We start from the raw sequence: 13788 nt of genomic DNA on the forward strand, positions 1-13788 counted from the left end.
ACCTGGTTCACATTGTTCGCGTTTTAGCCGGCACAAAAAATCAAAACGCCGGACGATTCGCATGGCTTTAGCTTCTCGCTTTTACTGCTATCCGGTACACTCCACTGTGTTATTTCATCAATACTGAAGGATTATCCTCATGTACCAGGATCTTATTCGTAACGAACTGAACGAAGCGGCGGAAACGCTGGCGAATTTTCTGAAAGATGATGCCAATATTCACGCTATTCAGCGCGCGGCGGTCCTGCTTGCCGACAGCTTCAAAGCCGGCGGTAAAGTGCTCTCCTGCGGTAACGGCGGTTCCCACTGTGACGCCATGCACTTCGCCGAAGAGCTGACCGGACGCTATCGCGAAAACCGTCCGGGCTACCCGGCGATTGCGATTTCCGACGTGAGCCACATCTCCTGTGTAGGCAACGACTTCGGTTACGACCATATCTTTTCCCGCTACGTTGAAGCCGTAGGCCGTGAAGGCGACGTGCTGCTGGGTATCTCCACGTCCGGTAACTCTGCTAACGTGATCAAAGCGATCGCCGCCGCGCGTGAGAAGGGCATGAAAGTGATCACCCTGACCGGGAAAGATGGCGGTAAGATGGACGGTACAGCGGACATTGAAATCCGTGTACCACACTTCGGTTATGCGGATCGCGTTCAGGAAATTCACATCAAAGTGATCCACATCCTGATCCAACTGATCGAAAAAGAGATGGTTAAGTAAGACTTCGCTGGGGGGCGCCGGTGCCCCCCGCTGTTGTGGAGGTGATCTATGTGCGAACTGCTCGGGATGAGCGCCAATGTGCCAACCGATATCTGCTTTAGTTTTACCGGGCTGGTTCAGCGCGGTGGAGGAACCGGGCCGCATAAAGACGGCTGGGGTATTACCTTCTACGAAGGCAAAGGATGTCGCACGTTTAAAGATCCACAACCCAGCTTTAACTCACCCATTGCCAGACTGGTGCAGGACTATCCTATTAAATCCTGTTCGGTGATCGCCCATATCCGCCAGGCAAATCGCGGCGAAGTGGCGCTGGAAAATACCCATCCGTTTACCCGTGAACTGTGGGGCCGTAACTGGACCTATGCGCACAACGGGCAGCTTTCGGGCTATAAGTCGCTGGAAACCGGCAATTTCCGTCCTGTCGGTGAAACGGACAGCGAAAAAGCATTTTGCTGGCTGCTGCACAAGCTGACCGAGCGCTACCCCCGTACGCCCGGCAACATGACCGCCGTTTTTAAGTACATAGCGTCACTGGCGTCTGAGTTACGCGAGAAGGGCGTCTTTAATATGCTGCTGTCTGACGGGCGCTACGTGATGGCGTTCTGCTCGACGAATCTGTTCTGGATCACCCGACGTGCGCCGTTTGGCGTCGCCACGCTGCTCGATCAGGATGTGGAAATTGATTTTCAGAAGGAGACCACACCGAACGATGTGGTCACTGTCATTGCAACGCAGCCGCTGACCGGCAACGAAACCTGGCAAAAGATTATGCCAGGCGAGTGGGCGCTATTTTGTCTCGGGGACCGCGTAATTTGACGCCAGCTGCGGCTGAACCACTTCATGGCTGAGCGGTTTACTCACCACGTAACGGCCATTGACGATGGACACCACCGGCGGCTTATGGGTCTGCTCGAAGTAGTCATAGCCCGGTTTTAGCTGTTTCCAGAAATCTGTGTAAACAGAGTATTTATGGCGCGCCATGTTCGCATCCGTCATACGGAACGGATAGATGCTGACCTGAACATTCGGCTGGCCGAAGACCAGTGCGCCCGTGACAAACTGGAAGATTTCATCAATGCCGGAATCCGTCATCGCATAACAACCGACAGACACGCAGGCACCGTGAATCATCAGGTATTTCCCTTCGTAACCGTGCGCACGGTCGAAGGCATTGGGGAAACCGATGTTAATCGCTTTATAGAAGCGGCTGTCCGGTTTTAGCTGGTTACGCTGAACGTTGTAAAACCCTTCCGGACTTTTGAAGTCACCCTGGCGCTGTTTCGGCCCCAGCCCGCCAGAATAGTTACAGATTTTGTAGCTATCGAGCAGCTGATACGTCTCGCCCATTTTGACAAACAGATCGAGTGTGCGCTCTTCCTTGAAGATTTGAATATAAACCGGGGATCCCATCAACTGCTGTTTATACTCTTTGCTGACCGGCGTCGTTGAACTATTACTGCCAAGCAGCCCGGCAAACGACATGCACGGTATCAGAAGCATCGCAATGAACAATGCGATTTTACGCATACTACTGGTTCCTTGATAAAACAATGACCAACTTGCCAGAACGGCAAAAGACACCCGAAATCAGACTAATCTGGACAGGAGCGCTCACATTAGCACCGATGGAGATTTTCGCAAGAGCCAACCTTTGCGTTTACAAATTAGTTTTACTTTATAACCCATTCATAATGTCCTGACTCCAGGAACTTTGCGCAATAGCTCGCATTTCGGCGCGCCAGACGGCGGATTTGCTGCCCCTGGCAGGGCCGAAAATGGTACACTCCGGCCTCTCTGGATTGTTGTTCATGGATACCTGCTAACCACATGTTTAGAATCAGAAAAGGACTCGATCTGCCAATCTCTGGCGTGCCTGAACAGCACGTCACCACCGGCGCCAGTATTCATCATGTCGCTATTGTAGGTGATGATTACGTGGGCATGCGTCCCGCGATGCTGGTACAGGAAGGCGATCGCGTAATAAAAGGTCAGGCGCTCTTCGAGGATAAAAAAAATCCTGGCGTTATGTTTACAGCCCCAGCCAGCGGCACCGTTGTCGCCATCCATCGTGGTGAGCGTCGCGTCCTGCAATCGGTTGTTATTCAAATTGAAGGCGATGAGAAACGCGAATTTGCGCGTTTTGACGCCGCCGATCTTGCCACCCTCAGCCACGACGCGGTGCAGACGCAACTGCTGGAGTCGGGACTGTGGACGGCGCTTCGCACGCGCCCCTATAGCAAAACGCCCGTGCCTGGCACTGTGCCGGCCGCTATCTTCGTCACGGCCATCGACACCAACCCGCTCAGCGCAGATCCGCAGCCTCTTATCCTGGCGGAACGAAACGCTTTCGATGCCGGCCTCACCGTGTTAACGCGCCTGACGCCGGGCAAAGTGCATGTCTGTCAGGCCAGCGGCGGTAAGCTGGGCGGGCATCCGCAAGGGCAGGTAGCCTTTAATGAATTTGCCGGCCCGCATCCGGCCGGGCTGGTGGGAACGCATATTCATTTCCTGGAGCCGGTAAGCCTGACGAAACAGGTCTGGCATCTTAATTATCAGGACGTGATCGCTATCGGTAAGCTGTTCACCACGGGTGAGCTGTGCGCAGAACGCATTATTGCCATCGGCGGCCCTCAGGCAACCCAACCGCGTCTGGTTCGCACGCTGCTTGGGGCAGACCTGACGGCGCTGTTGGCTGGCGAAACGAAAGAGGGTGAAAACCGTATTATTTCCGGTTCGGTGCTGAGCGGCAGGCACGCGACAGGCCCGATGGCCTGGCTGGGTCGTTTCCATCTTCAGGTGAGCGTTGTGCTTGAAGGACGCGAGAAAGAGCTGTTCGGCTGGGTGCTGCCTGGTGCAGAAAAATACTCGGTAACGCGCACCACGCTCGGCCACTTCCTGCGTCGTAAGCTGTTTAACTTCTCCACCAGCACCAACGGCGGTGAGCGCGCCATGGTTCCGATTGGCAACTACGAACGCGTGATGCCGCTGGATATTCTGCCCACCGTGCTGCTGCGCGATCTCCTGGCCGGCGATACCGACGGTGCCCAGGCGTTGGGCTGTCTGGAGCTGGACGAAGAAGATCTGGCGCTGTGTACCTATGTGTGTCCAGGTAAATACGAATATGGACCCGTATTGCGCGAGGTGTTAACCCGCATTGAGCAGGAAGGATAACCATGGGCTTGAAACACCTCTTTGAAAAAATTGAGCCGCACTTTACCGAAGGGAAGCTCAAAAAGTACTACCCGCTGTATGAAGCGACCACGACCATTTTCTACACGCCGGGTCTGGTGACGAAAGGCGCGGCGCACGTTCGCGACGCCATCGACCTCAAGCGAATGATGATTCTGGTCTGGTTTGCGGTCTTCCCGGCCATGTTCTGGGGGATGTATAACGTTGGGTTGCAAACTATTCCGGCGCTGCACCATATGCACGATGCAGAGCAGCTGGCGCAGGTGATTCAGTCTGACTGGCACTATCGTCTGGCGCAGTCGCTGGGGGTGAGCTTTGCGGCAGATGCCGGCTGGGTCAGCATGATGACGCTGGGCGCTGTCTTCTTCCTCCCTATCTATATGACTGTCTTTATCGTGGGCGGTTTCTGGGAGGTGCTGTTCGCTATTATTCGCAAACATGAGATCAACGAGGGCTTCTTTGTTACCTCTATTCTGTTTGCGCTGATTGTTCCGCCAACGCTGCCGCTCTGGCAGGCGGCGATGGGGATCAGCTTTGGCGTGGTGATTGCCAAGGAGATCTTCGGCGGGACCGGACGCAACTTCCTCAATCCGGCGCTGGCAGGGCGCGCGTTCCTGTTCTTTGCTTATCCGGCGCAAATCTCGGGCGACCTGGTGTGGACGGCAGCAGACGGATTCTCCGGCGCGACGCCACTTTCACAGTGGGCGGCTGGCGGCGGCGAAACGCTGGTCAATAATGCAACCGGACAGCCTGTCACCTGGTTTGATGCGTTTATCGGCAATATTCCGGGCTCCATCGGTGAAGTGTCTACCCTGATGATTTTGATCGGCGGGGCCATCATCCTCTTTGGCCGCGTGGCGTCCTGGCGCATTGTCGCAGGCGTCATGCTCGGGATGGTACTCACCGCCACGCTTTTCAACTTCATTGGTTCAGACACAAACCCGATGTTCTCCATGCCGTGGTACTGGCACCTTGTGCTGGGAGGCTTTGCGTTTGGCATGATGTTCATGGCCACCGATCCGGTCTCGGCTTCGTTTACCGACAGAGGTAAATGGTGTTACGGCGCGCTCATTGGGGTGATGTGTGTACTGATTCGCGTTGTCAACCCGGCTTATCCGGAAGGGATGATGTTGGCCATTCTGTTTGCCAATCTGTTTGCGCCGCTGTTCGACTACCTGGTCGTGCGCGCCAACATTAAGCGGAGGAAGGCGCGTGGCTGAGATCAAAAATAACGACAGCATCAGCAAAACGCTGCTGGTGGTGCTGGTACTGTGTCTGGTCTGTTCCATTGTCGTGGCCGGTTCTGCCGTAGGGTTAAAGCCGCTACAGCAGGAGCAACGAGCGCTGGATAAACAGCGTAACATCCTGGCCGTGGCCGGGCTGATGCAGGAAGGCATGACGAAGGATGACGTCGCAGCGGTGTTTGCCGAACGTATTACCGCACGGCTGGTGGATTTAAAAACCGGGGAGTTAATGGATAAAGACCCGGCGAAATACAACCAGGCGCTGGCGCTAAAAGATCCGCAGATGAGCACCACGCTTGACGCCTCGCAGGATCCGGCAGGCATTAAGCGCCGCAGCAATGTCGCGGAGATTTACCTCGTCCGTGACGAGCAAAAGCGCATCCAGGAAATCGTGTTGCCCATCTATGGCAACGGTTTATGGTCAATGATGTACGCCTTTGTGGCGTTGGAAACCGATGGTCGTACGGTCAAAGGCATTACTTATTACGATCAGGGCGAAACACCAGGGCTGGGAGGCGAAGTTGAGAACCCTAACTGGCGGGCACAGTTTGTTGGTAAAAAAGTGCTCGACGACAACGGCCAGCCTGCGCTGAAGGTGGTGAAAGGGGGCGCGCGTCCCGGCGATGAATTTGCCGTTGATGGCCTTTCCGGTGCCACGCTCACCTCTAACGGTGTGCAGCACAGCTTTGATTTCTGGATGGGTGAACTGGGCTTTGGTCCCTTCCTGAAGAATGTACGTGAAGGAGCGCTGAATAATGGCTGATACGGGTGAACTGAAAGAAGTTAAAAAGGTGCTGATTGGCCCGCTGTTAGCCAATAACCCGATAACGTTACAGGTGCTGGGGGTGTGCTCGGCGCTGGCGGTGACCACCAAGCTGGAAACGGCGGTGGTCATGACGCTGGCGGTAACGCTGGTGACAGCGTTTTCCAGCATGTTTATCTCAATGATCCGCCACCACATACCCAACAGCGTGAGGATCATCGTGCAGATGGCGATTATCGCCTCGCTGGTGATCGTGGTCGATCAGCTCCTGCGCGCCTTCGCCTATGAAACCTCGAAGCAGCTTTCGGTGTTTGTCGGTCTGATAATCACCAACTGCATCGTGATGGGGCGTGCTGAAGCCTATGCGATGAAAATGCCACCGCTGGCGAGCTTTATGGACGGTATTGGCAACGGCCTGGGTTACGGCGTGATCCTGTTGACGGTTGGTTTCCTGCGCGAACTTATTGGCAGCGGCAAGCTGTTTGGCATTCCGGTGCTGGATACGGTACAGAACGGCGGCTGGTATCTGCCGAACGGCCTGTTCCTGCTGGCCCCAAGCGCATTTTTCATTATCGGTTTGCTGATCTGGCTGATTCGTACGTTGAAGCCTGAACAGCAGGAAAAGGAGTAACCGACAATGGCTCATTACCTGAGTTTATTTGTGCGCGCGGTGTTTGTTGAAAACATGGCGCTCGCTTTCTTCCTGGGCATGTGTACGTTCCTTGCCGTTTCTAAAAAGGTATCGACGGCATTTGGTCTGGGCGTGGCAGTTACCGTTGTGCTGGGGCTTTCCGTTCCGATTAACAACCTGGTATTCAACTTCGTGCTGCGCGATGGCGCGCTGGTGGAGGGGGTTGATCTTAGCTTCCTGAACTTCATCACCTTTATCGGAGTGATTGCGGCGCTTGTTCAGATCCTGGAGATGATCCTCGATAAATACTTCCCGTCGCTGTACAACGCGCTGGGGATCTTCCTGCCGCTGATCGCCGTGAACTGCGCCATCTTCGGTGGCGTCTCGTTTATGGTTCAGCGCGATTACAACTTCAGTGAATCGGTTGTGTATGGCTTCGGTTCCGGTATCGGCTGGATGCTGGCGATTGTCACCATGGCGGGGATCCGTGAAAAAATGAAATATGCCAACGTACCTGCGGGGCTTCGTGGCTTAGGGATCACCTTTATCACCACCGGCCTGATGGCGTTGGGCTTTATGTCCTTCTCCGGTGTGCAGCTATAAGGGCTAACAGATGGAAATTATTCTTGGCGTGGTGATGTTCACGCTGATAGTACTGGTGCTGTCAGGGCTGATCCTGGCGGCGCGTGCGAAGCTGGTCAATTCCGGGGATGTGATCATTGATATCAATGACGATCCGCAGAATCAGATCCGTACCCCGGCAGGGGATAAGCTGCTTAACACGCTCTCCGGCAACGGGATTTTTGTCTCGTCTGCCTGTGGCGGCGGTGGCTCCTGTGGCCAGTGCCGTGTGACGGTCAAAGAGGGCGGCGGTGATATTCTGCCAACGGAACTGTCGCATATCACGAAGCGTGAAGCGAAAGAGGGATGCCGTCTGGCGTGCCAGGTCGCTGTGCGCCAGAACATGAAGATTGAGCTGCCGGAGGAGATCTTCGGCGTGAAAAAATGGGAGTGCGAAGTTATCTCTAACGATAACAAAGCCACGTTCATCAAAGAGCTCAAGCTGCGTGTCCCTGAAGGGGAGAGCGTCCCGTTCCGTGCGGGTGGGTATATCCAGATTGATTGTCCGGCACACACCGTCGCGTATGCTGACTTCGATGTGCCTGAGGAGTACCGGGCAGACTGGGATAAATTTAACCTCTTCCGCTTTGTTTCCGAGGTAAAAGAGCCCGCGCTTCGCGCCTATTCCATGGCTAACTATCCGGAAGAGAAGGGCATTATTATGCTCAACGTGCGTATCGCCACGCCGCCACCGAATGTGCCTGATGCCCCTCCTGGCGTCATGTCGTCGTATATCTGGTCCCTCAAGCCTGGCGACAAAGTAACGATTTCCGGCCCGTTCGGCGAATTCTTTGCCAAAGATACTGACGCGGAGATGGTCTTTATCGGCGGCGGTGCGGGTATGGCGCCGATGCGTTCGCATATTTTTGACCAGCTCAAACGACTTGGCAGCAAGCGTAAGATCAGCTTCTGGTACGGGGCGCGTTCACTGCGCGAAATGTTCTATGACGATGAGTTTGAACAACTGGCGCGTGATAACCCTAACTTTACCTTCCATGTGGCGCTATCCGATCCGCAGCCGGAAGATAACTGGACAGGCTATACGGGCTTCATCCACAACGTGCTGTATGAAAATTACCTCAAACAGCACCCGGCACCGGAAGACTGCGAGTTCTATATGTGTGGTCCACCAATGATGAACGCCGCCGTGATTAAGATGCTAAAAGATCTTGGCGTGGAAGATGAGAACATCATGCTTGATGATTTCGGAGGCTGATTATGCTGACTTTTCTGGCGACCTTTGCGGTGTTTGTGCTGGTGATCTTCGGCATGTCCTTAGGCTGGATCATCAAGCGTAAAAGCATTCAGGGCAGTTGCGGAGGCATCTCTTCCATCGGAATGGAAAAAGTGTGCGATTGTCCGGAACCGTGCGATGCGCGGAAAAAGCGGATGGCTCGCGAGCAGCAACGCATTATTTAGTCTTCCAGGTCGGGTAAGGCAACGCCGCCACCCGACAATTCCTGCGCGCACTTCTCAACCCTCATTTGTTTACTGTATACTTATCCAGTAATAAGTGAGGGCTTACTATGCGCAAAATAATCCATGTCGATATGGACTGCTTTTTTGCCGCAGTGGAGATGCGTGACAACCCGGCGCTGCGGGATATTCCGATCGCCATTGGCGGCAGCCGGGTTCAGCGCGGTGTCATCAGCACCGCCAACTATCCTGCTCGCAAATACGGTGTACGCAGCGCCATGCCGACAGCGATGGCGCTGAAACTGTGCCCGCATCTCACTCTTTTGCCCGGACGTTTTGATGCCTATAAAGAAGCATCGAGCCACATTCGGGAGATCTTCTCCCGCTACACCTCACTGATTGAACCGTTATCGCTGGATGAAGCCTATCTGGATGTCACCCACAGCGTGCACTGCCACGGCTCCGCCACCCTGATGGCGCAGGAGATCCGCCAGACTATTTTTAACGAGCTGAACCTGACGGCATCGGCAGGCGTCGCGCCGGTCAAATTTCTCGCCAAAATCGCCTCCGATTTAAATAAGCCCAACGGCCAGTACGTCATCACTCCGGAAGAGGTTCCGGCGTTTTTAAAGACGCTGCCGCTCAGCAAAATCCCCGGCGTGGGCAAAGTCTCCGCCGCGAAGCTGGAAAATATGGGGCTACGCACCTGCGAAGACGTTCAGCGCAGCGATCTGGCGCTGCTGCTTAAGCGTTTTGGCAAGTTTGGCCGCGTACTGTGGGAACGCAGTCAGGGCATTGATGACCGGGATGTGAACAACGAACGGCTGCGTAAATCGGTCGGCGTTGAACGCACGCTGAGCGAAGATATCCATGACTGGACCGAGTGTGAAACCATTATTACGGAACAGCTTTATCCTGAGCTTGAACGACGCTTACTGAAGGTCAAACCGGATCTGCTTATTGCCCGACAGGGCATCAAACTGAAATTTAACGATTTTCAGCAGACGACGCAGGAGCACGTCTGGCCACGCCTCAACAAAGAGGATCTTATCGCGACGGCGAAAAAGGCGTGGGAAGAACGGCGGGGCGGACGAGGGGTGAGGCTGGTGGGGCTGCACGTCACCTTGCTGGATCCGCAGCTGGAGCGTCAACTGGTGTTGGGACTGTAGATTACGCTAATCGTAGGCCCGGCAAGCGTAGCGCCACCGGGCATCAAACGGCTAATTACTTAACAGGAATTGCTTTCAGCAGCTCAGTCAGCAGCGTCCAGTAGTGACCGACGCTTTCAATGTGAACCTGCTCATCCGGGGAGTGTGGCCCGGTGATGGTTGGCCCGATGGAGACCATGTCCATATCCGGATACGGTTTCTTGAACAGACCACACTCCAGACCCGCATGAATAACCTGAATATTCGGGGTGCTGTTGAACAGACGCTGATAAGTTTCAAGCACCAGTGCCATGACCGGAGAACTTGCATCCGGCTGCCAGCCCGGGTAGCTGCCTTTTGCAGACGTTTTCGCGCCCGCCAGGGTACCCAGAGATTCCAGCATGCTCACAACGTACTCTTTACCGCTGTCGATCAGGGAACGGATCAGGCAGATGATCTCTGCGCTGTCGTCACCCATGGTCACCACGCCCACGTTCAGGGAGGTTTCCACCACGCCTTTCGCCACGTCAGAGTTGCGAATAACGCCGTTTGGCGTTGCGTTCAGCAGCTGGACGAACGTGTCACGAGACTGTGCGGTCAGCGCGGCTTTATCCGTCGTAACGGACTCCAGCACCACCGTCAGGTTTTTCTCTTTTGCAGACAGTTCGTTTTTCAGGATCTCCAGATACACGCTGGAGAGGTTTTTCAGCTCGTCCGCTTTCGACGCAGGCACCGCCACGGTAGCGAAGGCTTCGCGAGGGATCGCGTTACGCAGAGTACCGCCGTTGAAGTCCACCAGACGCAGATCCAGTTCAGCGGCATGGCCCGCCAGGAAACGCGCCAGCAGTTTGTTGGCGTTGCCCAGGCCCAGGTGAATATCACCGCCGGAGTGACCGCCTTTCAGCCCTTTCAGCGTCAGCTTAAAGGTCTCGAATCCGGCAGGGATCGCTTCGCGGGACAGCGGCAGGGTAGAGATAAAATCGATCCCGCCTGCGCAGCCCATGTAGATCTCACCCTCTTCTTCGGAGTCGGTGTTGATCAGAATGTCCGCTTGCAGCCAGTTTGCCTGGAGACCGAACGCGCCATCCATGCCCGCTTCTTCAGTCATGGTCAGCAGCACTTCCAGCGGACCGTGTTCAACGCTGTCGTCAGCCAGCACGGCCAGCGCGGAAGCCATACCAATGCCGTTATCTGCGCCCAGAGTCGTGCCGCGCGCCTTCACCCACTCACCGTCGATGTACGGCTGGATCGGGTCTTTTGTGAAGTCGTGAACGGTGTCGTTGTTTTTCTGCGGAACCATATCCAGGTGCGCCTGCAATACCACTGGCTTACGGTTTTCCATACCTGCGGTGGCAGGTTTGCGGATAAGAATATTGCCAACCTGGTCGCGCTCAGCGTGCAGACCTTTTTCCTTCGCCCAACCCATAATATGTTCGGCAAGCTGTTCTTCGTGATAGGAAGGGTGCGGAATGGAGCAGATTTTGGCAAAAATATCCCACAGCGGCTGTGGAGATAATTGAGACAGTTCAGACACGATAGGTCTCCTTGTCGTTGCGCTGCAAAACAATGTTGCAGGTCACAGGGTTAGCAGGTTAATCGTTACCACAAGTCAGGCTTGCGAGATGCAACTGAGAATACCACTTTCTCCCGTGGCTGGTAGCATTAAGCATGTAAAAACTCAGGCTCATGGCGCGTAACACTGGTTTTTAGTGCGTCAGATCTCTATAATCTCGCGCAACCTGGTTCACCCTCATTTTTTTAAGCCGTATATAAACAGGCTGGGACACTTCACATGAGCGAAAAATACGTCGTCACCTGGGACATGTTGCAGATTCACGCACGCAAACTGGCTGCGCGTCTGATGCCTTCCGAACAGTGGAAAGGCATTATTGCCGTCAGCCGTGGCGGTCTGGTACCGGGGGCGCTGCTGGCTCGTGAGCTGGGTATTCGTCATGTCGATACCGTATGTATCTCCAGCTACGATCACGACAACCAGCGCGAACTGAAAGTGCTGAAACGCGCGGAAGGCGACGGTGAAGGCTTTATCGTTATCGACGATCTGGTGGACACCGGCGGTACCGCGGTGGCTATCCGCGAAATGTATCCAAAAGCGCACTTCGTCACGATCTTCGCGAAACCAGCGGGTCGCCCACTGGTTGATGATTACGTCATTGATATCCCGCAGGATACCTGGATTGAACAGCCATGGGATATGGGCGTGGTCTTCGTACCGCCTATCTCTGGCCGTTAATTTCAGTACGTAACTTTACACGCCCGGTTATGCCGGGCGTTGTTCTTTTTACCCTGCCACGCGTTACAATGGTCTTCATATGACGTATCCATGGAGGCAACGCAATGACGCAGGCGAATCTTACCGAAACTCTCTTCAAACCCCGTTTCAAGCACCCTGAAACGTCGACGCTGGTGCGTCGGTTTAATCCGGGGACAATGCCTGCCGTTCAGTCAGCGTTAGACGGTAAGAACGTGCCCCACTGGTATCGAATGATTAACCGCCTGATGTGGATCTGGCGCGGCATCGATCCGCGTGAAATCCTCGACGTGCAGGCGCGTATCGTGATGAGTGAGTCCGAGCGTACCGACGGCGATCTCTACGATACGGTGGTGGGCTACCGTGGTGGAAACTGGATCTACGAATGGTCAAAGCAGGCCATGCTCTGGCAGCAAAAAGCGAGCCAGGAAGAAGACGCCACTCTCAGCGGAAAGCACTGGCTGCATGCGGCAAATCTGTACAGCATCGCTGCATATCCGCATCTTAAAGGCGACGAACTGGCAGAGCAGGCCCAGGCGCTGGCAAACCGGGCTTATGAAGAGGCCGCGCAGCGGTTGCCTGGCCGGATGCGTGAAATTGAGTTCGCCATTCCCGGTGGCAGCCCGGTGACCGGATTCCTGCATATGCCGGAGGGGGAAGGGCCGTTCCCGACGGTTCTGATGTGCGGTGGACTGGACTCGTTACAAATTGACTATTACAGCCTGTATGAGCGCTACTTTGCCCCAAACGGAATCGCCATGCTGACGCTTGATATGCCTTCCATTGGTTTTTCATCCAAATGGAAACTTACGCAAGACTCCAGCCTGCTGCACCAGCATGCTTTAAAAGCGCTGGAGAATATCCCTTGGGTTGACCACACCCGGGTTGGCGCGTTTGGCTTCCGCTTTGGCGCTAACGTCGCGGTACGGCTTGCCTACCTTGAATCTTCACGCCTGAAGGCCGTCGCCTGTCTTGGCCCGGTGGTGCATGCTCTGTTAAGCGATCCTGCGCGTCAGGGTAGCGTTCCTGAGATGTATCTGGACGTGCTGGCGAGCCGACTTGGCATGCATGATGCTTCAGACGAAGCGTTGCGCATTGAACTTAATCGTTATTCATTAAAAACGCAGGGCTTACTCGGCCGCCGCTGCCCAACCCCGATGATGTCCGGTTTCTGGAAGAACGATCCGTTTAGCCCGGAAGAGGAGTCACGCTTAATCACGTCGTCATCTTCTGATGGTAAATTGCTGGAGGTACCCTTCAGCCCGGTGTACCAGAATTTTGACAAAGCGCTGAAAGAGATCACACGCTGGATCACGCAGAGATTGTGTTAATAGTTTGCTAAATTTCGTTGGTTTGGTAAAACAGTGCTTCACAAAAGGAGATCGCAATGACGTTACCGAGTGGACACCCGAAAAGTAGACTGATTAAGAAGTTCATGGCTCTTGGCCCGTATATTCGAGAAGAGCAGTGTGAAGAGAATCGCTTTTTTTTCGACTGCCTGGCTGTTTGCGTCAACGTGAAGCCTGCACCCGAAAAACGTGAGTTCTGGGGCTGGTGGATGGAAATGGAAGCACAGGAAAACCGTTTTACCTATAGCTATCAGTTTGGCCTGTTTAATAAAGACGGGCACTGGCAGGCGACGAGCATCAAAGATCAGGAAGTGATCGATCGTCTGGAGCATACGCTAAAAGAATTTCACGGCAAAGCTCGTGACCTGCTGGCAACGCTGGATCTGAAGCTGGAGCCTGCGGACGATTTTTCCAGCGAAGCGGTGAAACTGAGAGCCTGA

The 13788-nt window shown here is 54.6% G+C and carries 15 protein-coding genes; 13 read left to right on the top strand and 2 right to left on the bottom strand.

Features of this window, described 5'->3' with window-relative positions; genetic code table 11:
- Positions 1-139 precede the first annotated feature (139 nt).
- A complete protein-coding gene (gene lpcA, locus SK50_RS06800) occupies positions 140-718 on the top strand; it encodes a D-sedoheptulose 7-phosphate isomerase (protein ID WP_003863232.1) in 579 nt (192 codons plus the stop codon).
- Positions 719-766: 48 nt separating this feature from the next.
- The gene (locus tag SK50_RS06805; protein ID WP_017383120.1) at positions 767-1534 is read left to right on the top strand and encodes a class II glutamine amidotransferase; all 768 of its coding nucleotides are present in this window, start codon (positions 767-769) and stop codon (positions 1532-1534) included.
- Here SK50_RS06805 and dpaA read toward each other — a convergent pair.
- The gene (gene dpaA, locus SK50_RS06810; protein WP_006810008.1) at positions 1505-2245 is read right to left on the bottom strand and encodes a peptidoglycan meso-diaminopimelic acid protein amidase; all 741 of its coding nucleotides are present in this window, start codon (positions 2243-2245) and stop codon (positions 1505-1507) included. The genes SK50_RS06805 and dpaA overlap by 30 nt on opposite strands.
- A gap of 300 nt (positions 2246-2545) precedes the next feature.
- Here dpaA and SK50_RS06815 point away from each other — a divergent pair, with 300 nt between their 5' ends.
- The 8 genes from SK50_RS06815 to dinB all read left to right on the top strand — a co-directional run bounded on the left by SK50_RS06815 (position 2546) and on the right by dinB (position 9751).
- Positions 2546-3889, top strand: coding sequence for a Na(+)-translocating NADH-quinone reductase subunit A (locus tag SK50_RS06815; protein ID WP_032647337.1), 1344 nt, complete (start codon positions 2546-2548; stop codon positions 3887-3889).
- A 2-nt stretch (positions 3890-3891) separates the two neighbouring features.
- Positions 3892-5127 (top strand): NADH:ubiquinone reductase (Na(+)-transporting) subunit B, encoded by a 1236-nt coding sequence (locus SK50_RS06820; RefSeq protein WP_023303122.1) that lies wholly within the window; start codon positions 3892-3894, stop codon positions 5125-5127.
- Positions 5120-5914: a Na(+)-translocating NADH-quinone reductase subunit C gene (locus tag SK50_RS06825; RefSeq protein WP_017383124.1), complete on the top strand. Its 795-nt coding sequence runs from the start codon at positions 5120-5122 to the stop codon at positions 5912-5914. The genes SK50_RS06820 and SK50_RS06825 overlap by 8 nt, the downstream gene beginning before the upstream one ends.
- Positions 5907-6545: an NADH:ubiquinone reductase (Na(+)-transporting) subunit D gene (locus SK50_RS06830; RefSeq protein ID WP_003863219.1), complete on the top strand. Its 639-nt coding sequence runs from the start codon at positions 5907-5909 to the stop codon at positions 6543-6545. The genes SK50_RS06825 and SK50_RS06830 overlap by 8 nt, the downstream gene beginning before the upstream one ends.
- 6 nt (positions 6546-6551) lie before the next feature.
- Positions 6552-7148 (top strand): NADH:ubiquinone reductase (Na(+)-transporting) subunit E, encoded by a 597-nt coding sequence (nqrE, locus tag SK50_RS06835; RefSeq protein ID WP_003863217.1) that lies wholly within the window; start codon positions 6552-6554, stop codon positions 7146-7148.
- 10 nt (positions 7149-7158) lie between these two features.
- The gene (gene nqrF / locus SK50_RS06840) at positions 7159-8382 is read left to right on the top strand and encodes an NADH:ubiquinone reductase (Na(+)-transporting) subunit F (protein ID WP_015571374.1); all 1224 of its coding nucleotides are present in this window, start codon (positions 7159-7161) and stop codon (positions 8380-8382) included.
- 2 nt (positions 8383-8384) lie between these two features.
- Complete coding sequence (gene nqrM, locus SK50_RS06845; RefSeq protein WP_003863212.1) at positions 8385-8585, top strand: (Na+)-NQR maturation NqrM; 201 nt, start codon at positions 8385-8387, stop codon at positions 8583-8585.
- A 107-nt stretch (positions 8586-8692) separates the two neighbouring features.
- Entirely contained in the window at positions 8693-9751 is a 1059-nt protein-coding gene (gene dinB / locus SK50_RS06850) for a DNA polymerase IV (protein WP_032652654.1), read from the top strand.
- Between the two features lie 55 nt (positions 9752-9806).
- Here the strand turns inward: dinB and pepD are convergent, their stop codons facing one another.
- Complete coding sequence (pepD, locus tag SK50_RS06855) at positions 9807-11264, bottom strand: cytosol nonspecific dipeptidase (RefSeq protein ID WP_048229221.1); 1458 nt, start codon at positions 11262-11264, stop codon at positions 9807-9809.
- Between the two features lie 258 nt (positions 11265-11522).
- On the opposite strand from pepD, the gene gpt reads away from it, so the two are divergent.
- From gpt to crl, 3 genes are all read left to right on the top strand, one after another.
- On the top strand, positions 11523-11981 hold the full coding sequence (gpt, locus tag SK50_RS06860) for a xanthine phosphoribosyltransferase (RefSeq protein ID WP_003863205.1): 459 nt from the start codon (positions 11523-11525) through the stop codon (positions 11979-11981).
- A gap of 104 nt (positions 11982-12085) precedes the next feature.
- Positions 12086-13330: an esterase FrsA gene (frsA, locus tag SK50_RS06865; protein ID WP_017694464.1), complete on the top strand. Its 1245-nt coding sequence runs from the start codon at positions 12086-12088 to the stop codon at positions 13328-13330.
- A gap of 56 nt (positions 13331-13386) precedes the next feature.
- Entirely contained in the window at positions 13387-13788 is a 402-nt protein-coding gene (gene crl, locus SK50_RS06870) for a sigma factor-binding protein Crl (protein ID WP_006809999.1), read from the top strand.

This window comes from Enterobacter sp. BWH64, from assembly GCF_001037645.1.
GTDB lineage: Bacteria > Pseudomonadota > Gammaproteobacteria > Enterobacterales > Enterobacteriaceae > Enterobacter > Enterobacter hormaechei_C.